18 protein-coding genes are annotated in these 20274 nt (G+C 72.3%); 11 read left to right on the forward strand and 7 right to left on the reverse strand.

Annotated features, from left to right (window positions below):
* Positions 1-122: 122 nt before the first annotated feature.
* Together ABZ693_RS21485 and ABZ693_RS21490 are read right to left on the reverse strand one after the other, a co-directional pair.
* A complete protein-coding gene (locus tag ABZ693_RS21485) occupies positions 123-1295 on the reverse strand; it encodes an acyl-CoA dehydrogenase family protein (RefSeq protein ID WP_359879547.1) in 1173 nt (390 codons plus the stop codon).
* Entirely contained in the window at positions 1292-1849 is a 558-nt protein-coding gene (locus ABZ693_RS21490) for an SRPBCC domain-containing protein (protein ID WP_359879549.1), read from the reverse strand. The genes ABZ693_RS21485 and ABZ693_RS21490 overlap by 4 nt, the downstream gene beginning before the upstream one ends.
* A gap of 263 nt (positions 1850-2112) precedes the next feature.
* Here ABZ693_RS21490 and ABZ693_RS21495 point away from each other — a divergent pair, with 263 nt between their 5' ends.
* The 4 genes from ABZ693_RS21495 to ABZ693_RS21510 are packed head-to-tail and all read left to right on the forward strand — an operon-like array spanning position 2113 to position 4647.
* Entirely contained in the window at positions 2113-2898 is a 786-nt protein-coding gene (locus ABZ693_RS21495; RefSeq protein WP_359879550.1) for an SDR family NAD(P)-dependent oxidoreductase, read from the forward strand.
* Positions 2899-2950: 52 nt separating this feature from the next.
* On the forward strand, positions 2951-3490 hold the full coding sequence (locus tag ABZ693_RS21500) for a flavin reductase family protein (protein WP_359879552.1): 540 nt from the start codon (positions 2951-2953) through the stop codon (positions 3488-3490).
* Positions 3487-4446, forward strand: a complete 960-nt coding sequence (locus ABZ693_RS21505) for an MBL fold metallo-hydrolase (RefSeq protein ID WP_359879554.1) — start codon at positions 3487-3489, stop codon at positions 4444-4446. The genes ABZ693_RS21500 and ABZ693_RS21505 overlap by 4 nt, the downstream gene beginning before the upstream one ends.
* A gap of 51 nt (positions 4447-4497) precedes the next feature.
* The gene (locus tag ABZ693_RS21510; protein WP_359879555.1) at positions 4498-4647 is read left to right on the forward strand and encodes a hypothetical protein; all 150 of its coding nucleotides are present in this window, start codon (positions 4498-4500) and stop codon (positions 4645-4647) included.
* 97 nt (positions 4648-4744) lie between these two features.
* Here ABZ693_RS21510 and ABZ693_RS21515 read toward each other — a convergent pair whose 3' ends face one another.
* On the reverse strand, positions 4745-5197 hold the full coding sequence (locus tag ABZ693_RS21515; RefSeq protein WP_359879557.1) for a nuclear transport factor 2 family protein: 453 nt from the start codon (positions 5195-5197) through the stop codon (positions 4745-4747).
* Positions 5198-5408: 211 nt separating this feature from the next.
* On the opposite strand from ABZ693_RS21515, the gene ABZ693_RS21520 reads away from it, so the two are divergent.
* Together ABZ693_RS21520 and fxsT are read left to right on the forward strand one after the other, a co-directional pair.
* Entirely contained in the window at positions 5409-5843 is a 435-nt protein-coding gene (locus ABZ693_RS21520) for a hypothetical protein (protein ID WP_359879560.1), read from the forward strand.
* Positions 5844-6015: 172 nt separating this feature from the next.
* Positions 6016-7965, forward strand: coding sequence for an FxSxx-COOH system tetratricopeptide repeat protein (fxsT, locus tag ABZ693_RS21525; RefSeq protein ID WP_359879706.1), 1950 nt, complete (start codon positions 6016-6018; stop codon positions 7963-7965).
* Between the two features lie 3 nt (positions 7966-7968).
* Here the strand turns inward: fxsT and ABZ693_RS21530 are convergent, their stop codons facing one another.
* Positions 7969-9402: a DUF2079 domain-containing protein gene (locus ABZ693_RS21530; RefSeq protein ID WP_359879563.1), complete on the reverse strand. Its 1434-nt coding sequence runs from the start codon at positions 9400-9402 to the stop codon at positions 7969-7971.
* Between the two features lie 94 nt (positions 9403-9496).
* Between ABZ693_RS21530 and ABZ693_RS21535 the strand changes: the two genes are divergently transcribed.
* Complete coding sequence (locus ABZ693_RS21535; RefSeq protein ID WP_359879566.1) at positions 9497-10180, forward strand: response regulator transcription factor; 684 nt, start codon at positions 9497-9499, stop codon at positions 10178-10180.
* A 5-nt stretch (positions 10181-10185) separates the two neighbouring features.
* Positions 10186-11769 carry a sensor histidine kinase gene (locus ABZ693_RS21540; RefSeq protein WP_359879568.1) on the forward strand — a complete coding sequence of 528 codons (1584 nt, stop codon included), beginning with the start codon at positions 10186-10188 and terminating at the stop codon, positions 11767-11769.
* A 9-nt stretch (positions 11770-11778) separates the two neighbouring features.
* Here the strand turns inward: ABZ693_RS21540 and ABZ693_RS21545 are convergent, their stop codons facing one another.
* Both ABZ693_RS21545 and ABZ693_RS21550 read right to left on the reverse strand, forming a co-directional pair.
* Positions 11779-13644, reverse strand: coding sequence for a DUF8823 domain-containing protein (locus ABZ693_RS21545; protein ID WP_359879571.1), 1866 nt, complete (start codon positions 13642-13644; stop codon positions 11779-11781).
* A 126-nt stretch (positions 13645-13770) separates the two neighbouring features.
* Entirely contained in the window at positions 13771-16152 is a 2382-nt protein-coding gene (locus tag ABZ693_RS21550) for a D-alanyl-D-alanine carboxypeptidase family protein (protein WP_359879574.1), read from the reverse strand.
* A 219-nt stretch (positions 16153-16371) separates the two neighbouring features.
* On the opposite strand from ABZ693_RS21550, the gene ABZ693_RS21555 reads away from it, so the two are divergent.
* The 3 genes from ABZ693_RS21555 to ABZ693_RS21565 all read left to right on the forward strand — a co-directional run bounded on the left by ABZ693_RS21555 (position 16372) and on the right by ABZ693_RS21565 (position 18773).
* The gene (locus tag ABZ693_RS21555; RefSeq protein ID WP_359879576.1) at positions 16372-17079 is read left to right on the forward strand and encodes a GOLPH3/VPS74 family protein; all 708 of its coding nucleotides are present in this window, start codon (positions 16372-16374) and stop codon (positions 17077-17079) included.
* 387 nt (positions 17080-17466) lie between these two features.
* Entirely contained in the window at positions 17467-18339 is an 873-nt protein-coding gene (locus ABZ693_RS21560) for a helix-turn-helix domain-containing protein (RefSeq protein WP_359879580.1), read from the forward strand.
* A gap of 233 nt (positions 18340-18572) precedes the next feature.
* Positions 18573-18773 (forward strand): DUF397 domain-containing protein, encoded by a 201-nt coding sequence (locus tag ABZ693_RS21565; RefSeq protein WP_359879581.1) that lies wholly within the window; start codon positions 18573-18575, stop codon positions 18771-18773.
* 209 nt (positions 18774-18982) lie between these two features.
* On the opposite strand, the gene ABZ693_RS21570 is transcribed toward ABZ693_RS21565, so the two are convergent.
* On the reverse strand, positions 18983-20101 hold the full coding sequence (locus ABZ693_RS21570) for an ADP-ribosylglycohydrolase family protein (protein WP_359879584.1): 1119 nt from the start codon (positions 20099-20101) through the stop codon (positions 18983-18985).
* Positions 20102-20274: the final 173 nt, after the last annotated feature.

Below are 20274 nucleotides of genomic sequence, written 5' to 3' on the forward strand. Positions count from 1 at the left end.
ACCTTTCTGTACGGCGACGGCGACGGCCGGAAAACAAGAGGGTTCCTGTGACTCTATCGTCAGGTGGGCCCCTCTGGTCCCGGGCGCCCCCGCGGCTCGTATGCGCGCTTCTCTCTTACGCCTTACTCCTCCGGTCCGAGGAGCACCGCCGCGTAGTTCTTGCGGGCGGCCGTGTCGTACTGGAGCGCGACATGACTGGTGGCGGACGTGATGTCCCGCCAGAAACGCTGGAGTTCGTGCTTCTCGCCGAGGCCGCCGGTGCCGGCCGCCCCGACCAGCAGGGAGGCGGCCTCCCGGAGCATCTCGGCGGCGAAGGTCGCGTTGCGCTCGTTGCGCGCCATGTGCTCGGGCGTGAACAGCCGGCCGTCCAGGACGGCGGCGTTCTCGGTCACCAGGTGGCGGGCGGCGTCGATCCGGCCGGAGGCGCGGACGACGGTCAGCTCGGCGGTCTGGTTGCGGCGGCGGCCGGTGATCGACCCGGCGCAGGCGGCCAGCGCGCCGGCGGCGGCGCCGACGACCGGGGCGATGAAGGTGAGACCGCCGACGGCCTGGAAGGGCACGTTGTGGGCGGGCACGGTGGAGGCGCCGTTGCGTCCGGTGAGCATGTCGGCGCGGTCGAAGGACAGGTGCCGCGGCACGAACACGTCGTCCACGACGACGGTGTGGCTGCCGGTGGCCCGCATGCCGACGCTGTCCCAGGTCTCGCGCACGGTGTACGCGCCCCGGGGCAGGGTGAAGAAGCGCAGCGCCGGGGGCCCGTCCTGGCCGGCCACCGCCGCGCAGACCATCACCCAGTCGGCGAAGTCGACGCCGCTGACGTACGCCCACTGGCCGGTGACCCGCCAGCCGCCGTCCGCGGCCTTGGCCCGCCCGGCGGGCATGAGGCCGGTCGCCACCACCGTGTCGGGCCCGGCACCCGCGCCCCAGAGGGCCTGGTGGCCCTCTTCGGGCAGGTGGGAGGCGAAGCGGGCGGAGTACGCGGCGAGGGAGGCGCACCACGCGGAGGCGGCGCAGCCCTCGCCGACGGCGACGACGGCCCGGGTGAGCTCGTCGAAGGTGCCCTCGGTGCCGCCGAAGCGGGCGGCGACGAAGTGCCGGGCGAAGCCGGCCTCGCGGATCGCGTCGGTGACCTCGCGGGACAGGACGCGGGTGGTGTCGACGTCGGCCGCGTGCCGCGCGGCGAGCGCGCGCAGCTTCTCGGCCGCCGGGAACAGCCCGGTGTCGCCGGCGACCGAGGGGGCCACTGATGCGGTCACCGGGGCTTGGGCCTCGACGACGCTGCCGTTCACGCTCATGCCCCGGCCCCCTCGGTCACGGACGCCGCCTCGGCCTCGGCCACGGCCTCGGCCGCCACTTCGGCAATCGCGCGGGCGAAGCGCTCCAGGGTCTCGCCCGGGCTCGGCCCGTCGAGCGCCTTGAAGATCCGCTCGGCGCCCGGTCCGTGCCGGTCCAGCTTCACGTGGGCGAGCGACACCTTGGTGTGCTCCGCGTCGACGGCCTCGAAGTCGACCTCGATCTGGCTGGCGCCCTCGTCGGTGGGGATCGACTGCCAGTCGGGGTCGATGCGCCAGGTCATGGAGAGCCGCCGGCCGGGCACCCATTCGAGCACGCGGCCCCAGACGGCCTCGGTGCCCTCCACGTCCCACTCGTAGTAGCGGCCGCCGACGCCCTCCTCGAAGGCCAGGCCGGCCCGCTCCTTGCGCACCAGGATGTGGGTCGGCGGCCACCACCGCGCCGGCCGCTCCGTGAAGACCTTGAAGCAGTCGTCCGGGGTCGCCGCCACGGTCACCGTCTTGCGTACGTCGGGCAGGGTCTGTGTCTTCGTCTGCGCCTGCGTCTGTTCGGGCACGGGGCCTCCTCGTTCAGCCGGGTGTCCGTCCGCCCGGTCGCCGCGTCGAATACGCCCACGCTGACCGGTCGCGCTAGGACTCCTGTCGAGTACGGCTCGACGCCGCCCGCTCCGGCGGGGCTCCACCGCCGGCCCAGGCACCCGCAAGGTGACCGGCCCACCGTCGACCCACTCGGCCGGGGCATCGGGCGGGACTCGCAGGGGAATTCGACGCGGCGGCCGGCCCACGCACGGCCGCCGGCACGAGTGATGGGGAGAGCACGATGACGGACGCGGGACGACGAGTTGCCTTCGTCACGGGCGCGACCAGCGGGATCGGTCTGGCCGTGACCGAACTGCTCGCCCGGCAGGGCATCGCGGTGTTCGGAGTGGCACGCGACGCGGAGAACGTACGCACCGTGGTGAAGGAACTGCGCGAGCAGGGCCTCGAAGTGTCCGGCACGGTCTGCGACGTGACCAGCCCGGAGCAGATCAAGGAGGCCGTCGAGGCGGCGGTGGCCCAGTACGGCCGGATCGACATCCTCGTCAACAACGCGGGCCGGGGCGGTGGCGGTGTGACGGCCGAACTCCCGGACGCCCTCTGGGACGACGTCATCGAGACCAACCTCAACGGCACCTTCCGCGTGACCCGCGAAGTCCTGAGCACCGGCCGGATGCGGGACGGCGACTGGGGCCGGATCATCAGCATCGCCTCCACCGGCGGCAAGCAGGGCGTCGAACTCGCCGCCCCCTACTCGGCGTCGAAGCACGGGGTCGTCGGCTTCACCAAGGCGGTCGGCAAGGAGCTGGCGGCGAGCGGCATCACCGTGAACGCCGTCTGCCCGGGATACGTCGAAACGCCGATGGCCCAGCGCGTACGGCAGGGCTACGCCGGCCACTACGGCGTGACCGAGCAGGCGATCCAGGAGAAGTTCAACGCCAAGATCCCGCTGGGCCGTTACTCCACCCCGGAGGAGGTCGCGGGACTGGTCGGCTACCTCGTCTCGGACACGGCCGCCTCGATCACCGCGCAGGCGCTGAACGTCTGCGGCGGGCTCGGCAACTACTGATGTCCCGGAGACGGACGGATCACCAGGCAAGAGCAGAAAGGGAGTCCTGACCATGACCGCTGTGACCGGTGCGCTGCTGGCCGAACCCGACGTGACCACCTTCCGCACCGCGATGGGCCGCTTCCCGACGGGAGTCACCCTGCTCACCCAGGGCAGCGGCGAGGACACCATCGTGATGACCCTCAACAGCCTGACCTCGGTCTCGCTCGATCCGCTGCTCCTCCTGGTGTCCGTCAAGGCGGACGGCCGGATGCTGCCCCGGATCTCGCGGGCCGGCAGCTTCGTGGTGAACGTCCTCACCGAGCCGCAGCGGGACCTGGCACAGGAGTTCTGCCGCCCCGACCGGCCGGAGGGCCACGCCGCGATGCTGCGGCTGGCCGCCGAGGAGGGCGTCACCGGCAACGCCGTACTGCCCACCGCCGAGGCCTACTTCGAGTGTCTCGTGGACGCGGAGTACCGCGCCGGCGACCACACCCTGCTGATCGGCCGCGTGGTCGCCCTGGGCCAGAACACCACCGCCTCCGACCCGCTCCTCTTCCACCGGGGCCGCTTCGGCCGGCTGCCCGCCGAGCCGACGGCGGAGGCGGCATGAGTACGGCCACGTCCCCTGCCATGTCCCCGGCCACGTCCCCGGCGCGGCAGGTCGCCGCGCCGGGCTCGCTCCGCCCGGTCGCCGACGGGGTGTACGCCTTCGTCCAGCCGGAGGGCGGCTGGTGCCTGAACAACGCGGGCCTGATCGTGGGCGCGGACGTCGCCGTCCTCGTCGACACGGCGGCCACCGAGTCCCGTACACGACGACTGAAGGAGGAGGTCCGACGGGTCGTACCCGGCGGCCCCGAGTACGTCGTCAACACCCACTTCCACGGCGATCACACCTTCGGCAACGGGCAGTTCGCGCCCGACTCCGTGATCGTCGCCCACGAGGGCACCCGTTCCGACACCGCGGAGGCGGGCCTCGGCCTGCGCGGGCTGTGGCCGGACGTCGAGTGGGGCGAGACCCCGCTGACCCTCCCCACGCTCACCTTCCGCGACGAACTGACCATCCACGACCCGTCGTTGCGCACGGAACTGCTGCACGTGGGGCCCGCGCACACCGCGAACGACGTGGTGGCGTGGGTACCGGCCCGCGGTGTCCTGTTCACCGGCGACCTGGTGTGGTCGGGCGTGACCCCGTACGTCCTGATGGGCTCCGTGACGGGCTCCCTGCGCGCCCTGGAACGGCTGCGGGCCCTCGGTCCCGCCGTCGTCGTCCCGGGCCACGGGCCGTTCGGCGGGCCCGAGTTGCTCGACGAGACCGAGGCGTACCTCCGGATGCTCCAGCGGCTGGCCGAGGACGGGAAACGGCGCGGGCGCACCGCCCTCCAGGCCGCCCGCGAGGCGGACCTCGGCGGCTTCGCCGGCCTCCTCGACGCCGAGCGCCTGGTCGGCAACCTGCACCGCGCGTACGCGGAGCTCGACGGCCTCGCGCCGGGCGCCCGGATCGACGTGGGCGCGTCGTTCGCCGAGATGGTCGCGTACCACGGCGGCCTGCCCACCTGCCACGCCTGAGCATCCGCGTACCGATCGAGAGGAAACCGAAAGGAGCGGACCATGCGGACCATGACGACGGAGACATCGCCGCAGGACCGGGAGACGATCGAGCGCCTGACCGCCGCGCTCGACCAACTGCCGCTACGGGCGGCCCTGGTACCGGCCGGGGACTTCGACGACGACGAGAGCGAGTCGCACATCTGGCGGGGGATCGACTGAGCGGGCACGCGCCGACGGCGGCGATGTCACTCATGGGAAGAGGGGCCCTGGTGCGGGCCCCTCTTCCCATGACGGACACCATTCCAGGCCCGCGGCTTCAGGAAGCGGCCGCCGGGCTGTCGCGGTGGATGACCCGGGACTGGGTCAGCAGCCGGCCGTCACGGCGGACCAGCACGTCGTCGACGGTGAAGGTCGGCTGGAAGGACACCTTGCCCTCGCGGTCGGTCTGGGTGACCAGCGTGTAGTACGAGACGCGCACGGTGTCCTCGTCCGCCGGGTCGGTCTCGATGAGCAGATGCCCGAACCAGTGCCGTACGGCGATGTCCTTGTACCGCGGCAGGTTGGCCCGCATCCCGGCCAGCATCTCCGCCCGCCCGCTCTGCCGCTGCCCGCCCGCGTGCGTCACCGACCCGTCCTCGGTGAACGTCTCGGCGAACCCCTCGATGTCCAGGGCGTCCACCCGGCGCATCTGACGGGCGTAGAACGTCTGCACCTCCGCGTAGAGGTCCCCCGTCACCTGCTGGTGGAGGGTCCCGACCGACTGAGACATGGCAACTCCCTTCACGACCCGACCCCCCTGGCCGCGCCGTCACCATCACCCTGCCGCGCGCGACTGCAGCCCCACTGGAGACCGGCTGGGCCGCCGTTGCGGGTGACACGGCGATGTCGCCTACGCGGAGGGATGCGGGGATCTATCCTGTGGCACCAGGCGCCCGCCCGAGGGCGCATGGAACCGGCAGTCACGCAGCGGGGGGTTGCAGATGGCGAGCGCGGAGATCACCCAGTGGGTCGCGCAGGCCGGACCGGCCATGACGGCCGCGGTCGGCGCGTACGGGGCGGCGGTCCTGACCCGCGCGGAGAGCGCGGCGGCCGACGCCACGGTGGGCCTGGGCCAGCGGATCCTCCAGGCGGTGTGGCGACGCCGGGACGAGGCGGGCCAGGCGGAACTGGAGCGGGTGGTCGACGAGGCCGCCGACGAGAACGACGAGGAGTTCAGCCGCGTCACCCTGGGCAGGCTGCTGCGGCGCGCCCTGGAGGACGACCCCGAGCTGCGCCGGGACCTGGCCGCCCTGCTGCCCGCCCCGACGACGACCACAGTGCACGTCACCGCCTCCGGCGACCGCTCCGTCGCGGCCCAGCACATCAGCGGCACCGTGATCACCGGCGACGGCCACACGCTGCCGCCGCGGCGGTGACCGAGGACGGTACGGTCCCCCGGCAGCGCTTCGACGCGAGCGGGGACCGTTCGGTGGCGGCAGAACGGATCCACTCCGTCCACACGGGGGACGTCCTTCCGCCCGAGGCACTGCACACGCCGAAGGACGTCACCGCGGCCCGGGGCACCTCGAACCTCCCGCGGGCGGGGCTCTGCCTGGGCCGCGAGGAGGAACTGACCGAGCTGCGCCGCATGCTGACCGGCCGGCGCGAGGGCGCGATCACCCAGAGCGGTGCGGTGAGCGGCCTGGGCGGCATCGGCAAGACCACCCTGGCCCTGCACTACGCCCACGCCACCGCGACGACTACGCGCTCATCTGGTGGATCAACGCCGCCTCGGCGGAGGAGATCGAGACCTCCCTCATCGGCCTCACCCGCCTCCTGGTCCCGAGCTGGGTCGGCACGGTCGGCCGTACGGAACAGGTGGAGTGGGCGAAGCAGTGGCTGACGTGGCACCCGGACTGGCTGCTGGTCTACGACAACGTCGAGGACCCCGACGACCTCACGCCCTACACGGGCGCGCTCCACCGGGGCCATCATCTGGCCACCAGCCGCCGCAGCACCGGCTGGCCGGACGACTCCCCCACCCTGATCCTGGGCACCCTGTCCCCCGACGACGCGGCCGAGCTGCTGTGCCGCCTCGCTCTCAAGGGCGGCACGCCCTCACCGAGCGATCAGGCCGACGCCCACGCCCTCGCCGAGGACCTGGGCCACCTTCCCCTGGCGATCAAGCAGGCCGGCGCCTACCTCGGCCAGAACCGCGGCGTCAGCATGGCCGCCTACCGCCGCCGCCTCGACACCAAGCTGGCCAAGACCGCGCACGGCATCGGCGCCGAACGCACCATCGCCCGCGTCTGGAACGTCACGCTCCACACCCTGGAGCAGGAGAACCCCCTGGCCGTGGACCTTCTGCACACCGCCGCCTGGCTCGCCCCCGACGCCATCCCGTACGCCCTGCTCACCCCGCCCGGCACCGACCCGGACGACGTGGCGGAGGCCATCGGCACCCTGGCGGCCTACAGCATGGCCACCGACACCGGCAAGACCGTCAGCGTCCACCGCCTGGTCCAGACGGTCCTCCGCACCCCGCGGCCCCTCGACACCGCCGAACCACCCCTTCACCTTCTGGGCCGCGCACAGGCCGAACGGGCGCTACTCGACGCCCTGCCCCCGCGCCCCGACCAGGACAACCCCACGGGCGATCAATGGGACGCCCTCATCCCCCACTTGATCGCCCTCGCGACCACCTTCTCCGCCAGCGATGTCGACTCTCCGCTCGTCAGGGCGTACATCACCGCCGTCGAGCGCCTGGAAGAACAAGGCCACATGGCCCGCTCCATCCCTCTCTGCGAGGCCGTCCTCACCTACTGCGAGCAAGCTCTGGTCCTGACCCACCCCAACACACTCGTCAGCCGCAACATCCTCGCCAACGCCTACCAGGACGCCGGGGAGCCGGAGCGCGCCATCGCCCTCCACGAAGCCAACCTCCCCCAGTTCGAGCAGACCCTCGGCCCCACCCACCCCAACACACTCGTCAGCCGCAACAACCTCGCCAACGCCTACCAGGACGCCGGGGAGCCGGACCGCGCCATCGCCCTCCACGAAGCCAACCTCCCCCAGTTCGAGCAGACCCTCGGCCCCACCCACCCCAGGGCGTTGATGAGTCGCAACAACCTCGCCAACGCCTACGAATCCGCCGGGGACCTGGACCGCGCCATCCCTCTCTACGAGGCCAACCTTGCCCAGTGCGAACAGACCCTCAGCCCCGCCCACCCCAACACACTCGTCAGCCGCAACAACCTCGCCAGCGCCTACCAGGCCACCGGAAACCTGGACCGCGCCATCACCCTCCACGAGACCAACCTCGCCCTACGCGAACAGACCCTCGGCCCCACTCACCCTGACACACTCGTCAGCCGCAACAACCTCGCCGCCGCGTACCAGGACGCCGGGGACCTGGACGGTGCCGTCGCCCTCTATGAGGCCACCCTCGCCCAACGCGAACAGACCCTCGGCCCCACCCACCCCAAGACGCTGATCAGCCGCAACAACCTCGCCTGCGCAAGGAAGGCCGCCGAGGCCGCACAGCACCCACCCTCGTAGCCCTCACGCCCCTCCGTCCCCACCACCGGACCGCAGAACCACCACACCATCTCGCTCATAGACCACGCGCCACCCCCATCGCTCAGCCCGGCGAATGGAATCCTCAACACCCCCCACCGGAAACGGATCCTTCCGAACGGCGATGAGCCAGTCGACCGCTCCAGCCCCGGACGACGAGCCGGTCGCCGTAGTGAGGTACACAGTGGCCCGGTCCGTGAGGTGCGGCGCCAGGCTGTTGCTCGCCGTGACGTGGGCGCCCGGTGGGATCAGAGCAAGTGCCGCACGGGCCGCCGTCTGCTGTGGGGTGTCGCGCCAGAAAGACGGGGTCGCCAGGGCGGCCAGCGGCTGGATAGGAAGCAGCAGAGCCGCGACCGCCAACGGGGCAACAACCCAGACCCGACGACCGTCCCGGCGCAGGGCATCCATCAACGCGACGAAGGCGATGGGCATCAGCACAGCGGAGTAGTGCAACTCCATTCCCCAGTAAGCCGGGTTCGGCGAGGTCAGGCGCCAGCCCAGAGTCGGCAGCAACAGCGGGGCGAAGGGGCTCCGGAGAGCAACCCCACCACTGATCGCCAACAGTCCCCCCAGCATGAGGAGTTTGGTCGACCAGCCGTCGGAGATGCCGTACGCCTGCGACTGGTCGAAGTAGCCGTAGCGGCCGTCCGGGGCCATGCCGGGAAGCAGGACCAGGACCGTCAGGGCCGTCCCCAGCACCGCCGCCGCTCCGAGCAGAAGTCCCGCCCTCCGGTGGTGGCGCCAGAGCAGCACGGCGAGGACCGCCGCCGTGGCACCCAGGTCCTCCTTGACCAGCAAGAGCGCACCGGCCCACCAGGCGCAAGCCACCCACCGGCCGTCGAGGTAGGCACGTCCTGCCAGCGCCAACAGCGGTATGGCGAAAGCGACTTCGTGGAAGTCGAAGGCCGTCAGCTGCTGGAGCCCCCAGGAGAAGCCGTACGCGAGCCCGAGCGGCCCCGCCGCCCACCGTCGCCCGCGCGGCAGGTGCCGGGCGGCGGCATCCGTGAGCACGTACGCCGAGAAGCCGACGAGTGCCGCCTGGGCCACGAGCAGGGTCTCCACGTGCGGCACGACAACGTAAAGAGGGGCGAGAAGGGCGAGGATCGGGTGGAAGTGGTCGCCAAGCAGGGGGTACGCGTCACCCGTGAAGCCGGGGCCCGCCGTGGCTGTGCGGATCTCGGACGCGGGCCAGCGGCCCTCCGCGTACGAGCGGACGGCCTGGTCGAAGATGCCCAGGTCGTAGCCGGTGGTGCCGAAGCGGGCGTGCTCCCGAAGGGCGTAGACCGCGTGGACGAGGAACACCGCCATCCCCACGGCGGCGGCCGGCGAGATCCGAGTCTTCCGCTTCCGGCCCCCGAGGCCGACGGGATGAACGGCCGTGACGGCAGTCACGGTGGTGACGGTGGTGATCGACAGCATGCGTGGAAGCGTGCGGCGCACCCGCTGAAGAGGGGCTGAGGGAAGCTGAGGATTTCCTCAGCTTTCGCACACCCGGCCGGGCCATACTGCCGTCGTGCGCATTCTGGTGATCGAGGACGAGGAACGCCTGGCCGCTTCGCTCCAGCGCGGCCTTTCCGCGTCCGGCTACGCGGTGGACGTGGCCCACGACGGCATCACCGGACTCCACCTGGCGCGTGAATTCCCCTACAGCGCCGTCATCTTGGACATCATGCTCCCCGGCCTCAACGGCTACCGGATCTGCGACCGGCTCCGTGCCGAGGGCAACGTTGTGCCCGTGCTGATGCTGACGGCGAAGTCCGGGGTGCACGACGAGGCCGAGGGACTGGACACGGGAGCCGACGACTACCTGGTCAAGCCGTTCTCGTACGTCGTCCTGGAAGCCCGGCTGCGTGCCCTGCTGCGCCGAGGCGGCTCGCGGACCCCGGCGGTCCTGGAGTCGGGCGACCTCTGGCTGGACCCGGCCCGCCGGGCCTGCGGGCGGAACGAGACGGCCATCGCACTCACGCCGAAGGAATTCGGCGTTCTGGAAAGCCTGTTGAGGCGCGGCGGAGACGTGGCGACCAAACTCGACCTTCTCGAAGAAGTCTGGTCGGCGGATTTCGCCGGCGACCCGAACATCGTGCAGGTCTACATCAGCGCGGTCCGCCGCAAAATCGACGTCCCCTTCGGCGCCGAATCCATCGAGACCGTACGCGGAGAGGGCTACCGCATCCGCGCGTCCTCCCGTCGGGGCTAGCGGCCGTGCCCGGACGGCCCGCCGCCGGGAGCAAGCGGCCACCGGCCCGCCGGCTGCCGCCGCGCCCCGCCTGGGTCACCGGCCTCGTCGCCGGGCTCGTGGTCGTCGTCGCGGCCGGGTGGCTCCGGTACGCCGACCGGCTCGCCGGGCCGCTCCCGCCGCTCGGTCCCCGGCTTTTCAGCACCGACCGCGTCGGCCCGCAGATCGAGTGGCTGCGGTTTCCGGGACTCGTCCTCGCGGCCGTGTGCGTGGCCGCCGCCTGCTGGCCGGCCACGCGAGGGCATCCGACGGCGGTACGGCTGCGCACGACGGCCGTGGCCGGCGGGGTGGCGGCGGCGCTGTACTTCCCGCAGCTGAGCTGGGTCGCGCGCTACAACTCCTTCACTCCTCACGAGACCGCCCACGCCGCGCTCTCGTGGGCGCTGAAGTTCGCCGCGCCCACCACGGCGCTGCTCACCGCCACCGCCGCGTGGACGGCGCTCGGCAAGGGCGCGGCCCGGATCCCGTTCCGCGGCCGGCTCGTGCTCACGGCCGCGGCGACGAGCGCGGCGCTGCTGGCCCTCGCCGTGTTCCTGCTGCGGAAAGTGCAGTACCAGTGGGGCGACATCGAGATCGTCTACTGGGTGGCGCTGTCCACCGGTGCCCCGGCCGTCGGTCTGCTCACGGGTCTGCTCACCCGTCTCACCGCCGACCACGCGCTCCGGCCGGTCGAGGCCATCCGCCGCCGCCTCGCGCACATCACCAGCCACTCCCTCGACCAGCGTGTTCCCGTGCCGCCCACCGACGACGCCATCGCGCGCCTCGCCCTCACCACCAACGACACGCTCGACCGGCTCGAACAGTCCGCCGTCCGGCAGCGGCGGTTCGTCGCGGACGCCGCCCACGAGCTGCGCAGCCCGCTGGCCGCCGTCCGCGCGCAGCTCGAATCGGCGCTCCGGCATCCGCGGGGCGTCGACTGGCCCGCCGTCGTACGCGGGGCGGCGGCCGATGTCGTACGGCTCCAGGCCCTGGCCGACGACCTGCTCCTCCTCGCGCAGCTCGACGGCACCCACGAGGCCGGTACGGAGACGGTCGACCTGTCCGCCCTCGCCGAGGATCTCGTCCGCGAGCACCGGCACCTGCCCGTCGCCCACGGCCTCGGCCTGACCTGCGCGGCGCCGCCCGGAGCCCTGGTCCGCGGTCATGCCGGGCAGCTGGAACGGCTGCTGCGCAACCTACTCGGCAACGCCTGCCGCCACGCTCGCCACCGGGTCACGCTCACCGTCACCCTGCCCGTCACCCTCTCCGCGACCGATCCGGGCACGGTCGTCGTCGAGGTCACCGACGACGGCCCCGGCATCCCGCCTGCCGACCGCGAGCGGGTCTTCGAGCGCTTCACCCGGCTCGACGAGGCCCGCGCCCGCGCCGACGGCGGCGCGGGTCTCGGTCTGCCCATCGCCCGCGACATCGCCACCCGCCACGGCGGCACCCTCCTCGTCACGGACACCGACACCACCGAAACCACCACCAGCACCACCGGCCCCGACGACGAAGGAGGCGAGCGCCCCACCGGCGCCCGCCTCCTCCTCAGTCTCCCCCGTCACCCCTGAGAGCAGCCCTCAGCGCAGTTCCTCCGGGCACGGCGTCCCCCGCGACGGGAAGTCGTACGGCGAGCCCAGGCGGTAGGTGCCCGGCTTCGGGGCGAGGAGGGTGGTCCACTCGTCGCCCGCCGCGTCGGGGGTGGCCCGCAGGAGGCAGCCGTGCGGGTTGGCGTACTGCTTCGGGGGCTCCTCGCCCTCAGCCGTCTCGCGGGCCCGCTTCGAGGCCTCCGTCTCCTCCGGGGCCTCGATCCGGTTGCCGTTCTCGTCGAGGAGCGCGAGCCACGGCGAGTAGGGGACGCGGATGCGGACGCGGCCCGGGGTGTCGACGCTGAGCACGACCTCGTTCTCGCCGGCGCGCTGGACGCGGGCGGGCGGGTCGGCGAGCGGGGCGGGGTCGGCGACCTCGTACAGCCGCCAGTTGGCGTCCGACCACACCTGCTTCAGGTACGGCAGTCCGCCGTCGACCAGCTCGGTCTCCCGCAGCGCGCCGGAGTCCGGGGCACCGGTCGGCAGGACGACGTAGTGGACGGCCCAGCGGTCGAGCCACTCGTGGTAGTTCGCGGCGTTGAGGGTGTCGTCGTAGAAGAGCGGGTTCCGTTCGATGTCGGCCTGCCGGTTCCAGCCGCGGGCCAGGTTGATGTACGGGAGGAGGGCCGAGGACTCGCGGTGGCTGGAGGCCGGTACTACCTCCACCCGGGCCTTCTCGGCGCCGCGCACCTGGAGCTGGTTGACCAGCGGGGCCAGCTCGCGCGCCCAGGAGGCGTCCGGGGCGGTGCGGATGACGTCGTCGACGGCCTTGAAGCCGATCCACCCGTTGAGGCCGACGAAGGCCAGCACGAGCGCGTACCAGCGCAGGGTGCGCGGCCGGGCGTACGGCAGGGCGGCCAGCAGCACCACGCCCGCGAACAGCATCACCATGCGCGAGACGTTGGAGCCGATCTGCGAGTCGATCAGCCAGGTCAGCAGGGTGCCCGCCGCGTACACGGCGGCCGCCACGCGCACCGTGCGCCAGTCCTTCGGGACCAGGACGAGCACCAGCACGCCGAAGAGGAACGGCAGGGAGGTCGACGCCAGGCTCATCGGCTGGGTGCCGGAGAACGGGAACAGCCACGCCGACAGCGCGACCACCGCGACCGGCGCGAGCCCGAGGGCGTACGCGCCGGGGCGCCGCTTGTTGAGGAAGAGCGCCGCCGCGACCACGCCCAGGAACAGGCCGGCGACCGGGCTGCACGCGGTCGCGAGCCCGGCGAGCGGCGCGGCGACGGCGGCCTTCGCCCAGCGGCGCCGGCGCCAGCGGTGCGGCCAGCAGAACACGGCCGCGACCGCGCCGAGCGCGAACATCATGCCGAGGCCGAAGGTGACCCGCCCCGACAGCGCGTTGCACAGGAAGGCGAACACCCCGGCGAGCGCGCACGCCAGCGGATTGCGCACCGCCCGGACCCGCACCAGGATCAGCGCGGTCAGTCCGGCGGACAGCGTCCCGGCGACGATCATCGTCGTCCGCACGCCGAGCACGGACATGAGGTACGGGGACACGACGCTGTACGAGACGGGGTGCATCCCGCCGTACCAGGCCAGGTTGTACGCCGAGTCCGGATGCCGGCCGACGAACTCCGCCCAGGCGTCCTGCGCCGCCAGGTCCCCGCCGCTGTTGGCGAGGAAGAGGACCCACAGGAGGTGGACGAGGGCGGCCGCGGCGGCCGCCACCAGGACCGTGAAACGGCGGGTGTGCCGCCAGTCGCGGCGGGCGCCCGCGGCGGGGGCCTCGGCCGACGGCCGCGGGGCCGGAAGATTTATTCGCGAAGGCGAATCAGCGGAGGAAGACGGGGGAGGAGTGTCCATGGGGGTGGCCTCGGCGGCGCGTGTCGGCTCGGCGGTGGTCAACTGCGGCCCTTTCCCGTGCTGCCTGCTCGTGCTCTGTGGCTGCCTCGCGGGCCTTCCCCGCCCTTCCGCGCCCCCCGTGCACGCTAACAGCAGGGCGCCCGGGGGTCCCCCCGGGCGCCCGCCGGATCAGCCCAGTCGGGTCAGCTTCTTGTCGAAGCCGGGCTCCGCCAGGTCCGTCTCCAGCGCGACCGGCGCGCTCACGCGCCCGGTGCCGGTGCCGATCGACACCTCGCCGACGACGTCACCGGCCTTGCCGGTGTGCGGCAGGGCCTTGCCCCCGTCGCCGAGCTTCAGCGCGACCTCCAGGCCCGGCCAGCCGACGGCCTTGATGTCCTTGGTCGCCACGACCGGGGTACGGCCGCCGAGGCCGTCGTCCACGTAGCCGAGCACCTGCCCCTTCTTCACCACGGTGGCGGAGGTGACCACGTCCTGCGCCTTCTTGATCAGCGTGTAGCTGTTCGCGATGGCCAGGTCCAGCTTCTGCGCCAGCAGCTGCGCGTCCTGGGCGCCCATCACGATGCCGAGGATCCGCCGCTTCTCGCCGTCGACGACGGTGTAGCCCGCCCACAGCAGGTTGCCGCCGGCCGGCGTCGACGAGCCGGTCTTGATGCCCGCGACACCGGGCTTCAGCAGGATGGTGTTGTTGTTCTCGATCCGGTTCGGGATGCCGTCGATGGTCACGTTCGGCATGTCGACGACCTCGCGGAACACGTCGTACTGCATGACCGCCTTCGCCAGCTTCAGCTGGTCGAGCGGGGTCGAGACGGTCGACGACTTGAGGCCGGACGGGTCCGTGTACGTCGAGCCGGTCATCCCGAGGTCCTTGGCGGCGGCGTTCATCTTGTCGACGAAGGCGGCCTCCGAACCGGCGTCCCAGCGGGCCAGCAGCCGCGCCACGTTGTTGCCGGACGGGATCATGAGGAGCTGGAGCATCTCCTTCTCGGAGTAGCTCTGGCCCTCCTTGATCGGGGCCGTCGACTCGTCCGGCGCCTTCGCCTGCTCCGCGGCGATCTTGTCGACCTCGATCTGCGGACCCTTCTGCGAGCCCTTGATCGGGTGGTCGCGCAGGATCACGTACGCGGTCATCGTCTTGGCGACGGACGCGGTCGGGGCCGGCTTCTGCGGTCCGTACGTGCCCATCGAGCCGACGCCCTCGACCTCGACCGCGCCCTGGCCCTCGTTCGGCCACGGCATCTTCAGCGCGCCGCCCTCGAAGGTGTAGGCGGGGGCGGCGGAGAGCACGAGCCGCGGGGCCGGGAGCGGGCGCACGATCTGTGCGACCGCAATGGCGACCAGCAGGAGGAGGATCAGCGGGGTCCAGATCTTCACCCGGCGCACCGTCGTGCGCATCGCCGTCTCCGGCGGCGGCGGGGTGTTGGTCAGCTCGGCGAGGATCTCCAGCGGCGGGCGGGGCGGCAGCGGCTGCTGCTTGGTCCGCTCGGCCTCGGTGAGCGACACCGGGACCGCCACGGGGACGGGGGCGGTGAAGCCGGGGGCGGCAGCGGGCTTCGGCTCCTCCGGGCCGGCCGGCTTCGCCGCGGGCTTCTGCGCCTTCGGCTCCTTGGACGCCTTCGCCTGCTTCGGCGGCTTCGGCTGCTCCTGGGTGATGTCGCCCTGGAGCGGACGGAAGGTGGACGGGGGGATCTTCAGGGCGGTCGTCGGCTGGTCGACGACCGGCGGCTTGACGGCCTTGAAAACCGTGGTCGGCTGGTCGACCGGCTCGTCCTCGACGGCGGGCTTCGGCGCGGTCCTCGGCTCCGGCTCCGGCTCGGGCTTCTTCCCGGCCGCGGGCTCCGGCTTCGCTTCCGGCGTCGATTCCGGCTTCGCTTCCGCTTCCGGCTTCGCTTCCGGCGTCGACGCGGACTCCGGCTCCGGCTTCGCGCCGTCCTCGGCAGCCGCCGTGGCCTCGGCCTCGGTCTTGGCCGGGGCGGGCTTGCGCGTGGCGAACCAGGACTCGCTCGCGGCGGGCTTCTCCGCCGCCGCGGACGCCGTCCCGGCCTCCGGCGCGAACACCGGCTTCGGCTCCGGCTTCCCGGCGGCCCCGGCCCCGGCGGCGGCCTCAGGGGCCCCCTCGGGCTCCCGGGCGGCCCAGGAGGCGGCCCTGGAGGCCGTCTCGGCCGTCACGGGCTCCGACGGGCCGTCAGCGCGCTTACCGGCCTCGGAGTCGGCCTCGGCCGCCTTCGCCACGCCCTGGGGCTCCTGGGACTCCTGGCCCGACGCGGCGGACTCGGCACCGGCCTTCCGGGGATCCACCGGCTCCTTCGGCGCCTTGGGCTCCGCCGGCTCGTCGTCCGGCGCCGTGCGCGGGGACAACGCCCGGAAAACCGCCGTCTTCTGGTCCACGCGATCCACGTGCTCCGCGCGGGCCGTGCGGCCCGCGTGGTCCTCCGTGTCCGCGGCGCCCGCGGTGTCCGCCGTGTCCTCGACGATCTCGACGGTCTCGACGACCGACAGCCGCGGGTCGCGGCTCTCGCTCTGCTCCGCCTTGTCGGGGGACTCGCCCGCCACCGTGCCTCCTCCATGCCGCATGCCGTAAACGACCCAACAAAAAGCGCCCGGAGTCGTCCGGACGTCCGAACCATGTACCAGTGTCCTGTGTGGACCCCTTGGCCCCCGTGCTAGACGAGAACGACATACCTAGAGGTTCCCGTACGAACCGCCCGGGCACTCTCGACAGATGAATGTGAGAGGGGTCACCCTGTCATTCATCCACGCGGGGAGGCATGGATGGGCAGGAGCCGCAGAACACTTCCGGAGGAGCTTCTGCTGCTCGCTCTGGACCCGGCCACGGGTACCACAGCGCAGCCGCAGTCGCTCGACCTCGGCCTGGCCGGAGCACAGCTAGTGGAGCTGGCTCTGGCAGGACGGATAGCCCCTGACGGGGATCGTATCGCCGTGGTGATGCCACGGCCGACCGGAGATCCGACTCTGGACTCCGCACTGGAACTGCTGCGCCGTCGCGGCACTCCGGTACGGGCCGTCCATTGGATCGGCGGGCCCCGACTGGGGCTGCGCCAGACGTATCTCTCGCATCTGGAGCGCTGCGGCATGGTCTGTGCCGTGGAGGGCCAGATGTGCGGGGTGCTGCCGACGACTCGCTATCAGGCGACGGACACGGCGATCAGCCGGGAGATCAGGTCCCGGCTGGACAGTGCGATCCGCACCGGCGTCCCGCCGGACCCGCGGACCGCGGCGCTCGCCGCGCTGGCCCACGCGGTCGGTCTCGGCAAGCACCTGTACCCCGGCAACGAGGGAAGGTCGTCGCGGTCGCGGCTGCGCGACCTGATCCGGCACGACCCGATGGGCGGCCTCGTGGCGCATGCCGTCCTCGACGTGCAGAACGGCGCGGGCGCCCAGCCCCGTCGGAGCACGACGGCGGGTGGCGGCGTGCCGTCCCAGCCGCACCGCGGGAGCATGGCGCGCGCCGCCATGTGACCGCGACCGTGACCGTGCGTACGCGCGTCCGGCCGCCTCGGCCGTACGCACCCGCGCGCGTCACCCGCACCACGGCACCACCGGCGCGCCACCCGCGTCACCCGCGGGACCGGCGCACCGTCAGGGCGTCACCCGCGGGACCGGCGCGCCACCCGTACGACCGACGCGGCACCCGCGGCAGTCGCACCACCCGCTCGACCAGCACGACGTGACGCACCACCCTGATCATCACCGGGAGCCGCATACGTGTGCGGGACGGTCGTCCTCACGACCGTCCCGCGCCCGCATCTCTGGCCGTTTCCCAGCGCACACGGCACTTTTGGTGGCAGTCTGCCAAGCAGTAGATACTCACAGCTACGCAGGCCGACAGCCGGAGGTGCAGTTTCCGTGGCGTCCAGTGTCAACCCCACCGTCAGGCGACGCCGTTTGGGCCAGGAGCTGCGCCGGCTCCGGGAGGCGAAGAACATGACGGCCGAGCAGGTCGCCGAGCGACTGCTCGTCTCCCAGTCGAAGATCAGCCGCCTCGAGAACGGCCGCCGTTCGATCAGCCAGCGCGATGTCCGGGACCTCTGCGGCGTGTACGAGGTCGAGGACGAGCGGCTCGTCGACTCGCTCATGCAAATGGCCAAGGACTCGCGCCAGCAGGGCTGGTGGCATGCCTTCGGCGACATCCCGTACAGCGTCTACATCGGCCTGGAGACGGACGCGGAGAGTCTGCGGGTGTACGAGCCGCAGATCATCCCGGGTCTGCTGCAGACCCACGCGTACGCGGAGGCCGTGATCGCGGGCGCGCTGCCCGAGTCGACGCCGAACGACATCGAGAAACGGGTCCAGGTCCGTACCCGCCGCCAGGAACGCATCCGCAACGGCGAACGCCCGCTGCGGCTCTGGGTGGTCATCGACGAGGCCGCGCTGCACCGCCAGGTCGGCAGCCGGCGGCTGATGGCCGAGCAACTGGAGCATCTGGCCGAGCAGTCGGGTCTGCCGCATGTGACGGTCCAGGTGCTGCCGTTCCACATGGGCGCGCATCCGGGCATCAGTGGGCATTACGCGATTCTCGAATTCCCCGACGCCTCCGACTCCAGTGTCGTCTACATCGAGGGCGTGACAAGCGACCTCTATCTGGAGAAGGCGCAGGATGTCGGCAAGTACAGCGTGATGTACGAGCACTTGAGGGCACAGGCGATGAATGCGGAGGACACCCGGGTGTTCATCATGAATATGGCGAAGCGGTACGCCGACGGGGAATCGGACGTTTAGGAACGACCCTGTCCGGAATGCCGTCAAATCGGCGGCGGGTCGGGGAGAGGGCCCGTACGGTACACCCCCGACTCGCCCCGGTGAAGGCACAGTTGGTACATGCCATCCGGTCGAGTGAACGACGGTCCCGCTAGGCGGGGCCGGGCGGGTAGCGTCGATCTTGCCAAGGGAAAGTCGTTGGCACGTTCCAGTTCGCAGACCCCCTCCCATGCACAGAACCGGAGTTGAACATCATGGCCATCATTCAGGGCGCGACCGACACCTGGACGAAGTCCTCGTATTCCGGCGGCAACGGCGCCTGCGTCGAGGTCAAGTCCCCGCTCGTGACCGCGATCGCGGTGCGGGACTCGAAGGCGCCCGAGGGCCCTTCGATCTCCTTCGGACCGGACTCGTGGAACGCGTTCGTGGGAGACGTGAGCGCCCGGGGTCTGTAATCCCCCGGATCCGCCGGATCCATCGGATCCCCTGAAATCCCCCGGCGCGCCCCGCGCGTCGTGTGACGGAGCGCATCAGAGCCCTCTCGACCGGTCCGCCGTCCTGGCCGAGGGGGCTCGGCCCTTTCCCGGAACGGGAACCGGAGCCGGACGCGACACAGGAACCGGACCCGGAACCGGAACCGACCGCCGCGGAAAGCCCCCGCCCCTCAGTCCCTCGGATAGCGGGTCAGCCAGCCCGGCGACGGATCCGACGGACCGTGCAGAGCCGGCCCCTGGGTCATCTCCATCGCGAAGTCGTCGGCGAGTTCCAGGACGGTGCCCCGCCCCTCCAGTTCGGCCAGCCAGGCGGGCGGCAGGGCCGTCTCCCCGTGCAGGGCGCCGAGCAGCGCCCCGGTGAGCGCGCCGGTCGCCGCCGACGGGCCGTCGTGGTTGACCGCGAGCCGCAGCCCGTGCCGGACGTCCTCGCCGACCAGCGCGCCGTACACGGCCGCCGCCAGCTGCCCCTCCGCCCGGTCCTCGCCGGCCCCGAGCGCCGTCACCCGCTCCGCGTCCGGCTTCCCCTCCCGTACGGCCGTCAGCGCGGCCCGCAGCGCCTCCGTCACCGGCTCGTGGCCGGCGTGCGAGGCGATCCGCTCCGACGCCGTCTCCACGGCGCCCTCCACGCTGTCACCGCGGGCCAGGCCGTGCACGACGACGGCGAAGGCGCCGGCGGCGAGGTAAGCGGCGGGCGCGCCGTGGGTCTGCGCCGCGCACTCCACCGCGAGCTGGCACACCAGCTGCGGCTCCCAGCCGACGAGCAGGCCGAAGGGCGCCGAGCGGACCAGCGCGCCGCTGTCGGCGGCCTCCGGGTTCTTGGGCTTGCCGAGGGTGCCGAGGATGTCGTCGCCGAGGCCGGTCAGACAGGCCTGGGCCGGGTCGCGGCGGGCGTACAGCCACTCCTCGCGGGCCAGCCAGCCGAGGTCCGGGCGCCGTTCGTCGGGGCCCCAGTCGCGCTGGGTGGCGGCCCAGCGCAGGTGCGCCCGGTGGACGTCGGTGGGCGGGTGCCAGGCGCCTGTGTCGCGGCGGACCTGGGCGCGGATCAGGCCGTCGACGGTGAAGAGCGTCATCTGGGTGGCGGCCGTGACGGCGCCCCGGCGGCCGTACGCGGGGACGAGGGCGGCCAGGCCCTCGGGGCCGTACGCCTCGCGCAGGTCGGCCAGGGTGCGGCTCGCCGCGCCCGCGCCGAGCGCGTCGCCGACGGCGCCACCGAGGAGACAGCCCCGTACCCGGGCGCGGAAGTCCTGTTGTTCGGTCCGGCCCCACACGGCCGCGGCTGTGGTGGTCACGACGTGCCCTCCCCCTGCGAGCTGCCCGAACGCCTGTCTCCCGTCCGTCCAGCACTGTAGTGGACCAGATGCGTCCGATCGGGGCCCGGACCGTTATGTGACGCGACACCTTTCCGCCCGCTTCTGACCGCACTTGCTCCGGCGGGGGAAGGGCGGATGTACGGACACGAAAG

Origin of the sequence: Streptomyces laurentii, from assembly GCF_040635425.1 — a bacterium.
Classification (GTDB): domain Bacteria; phylum Actinomycetota; class Actinomycetes; order Streptomycetales; family Streptomycetaceae; genus Streptomyces; species Streptomyces laurentii.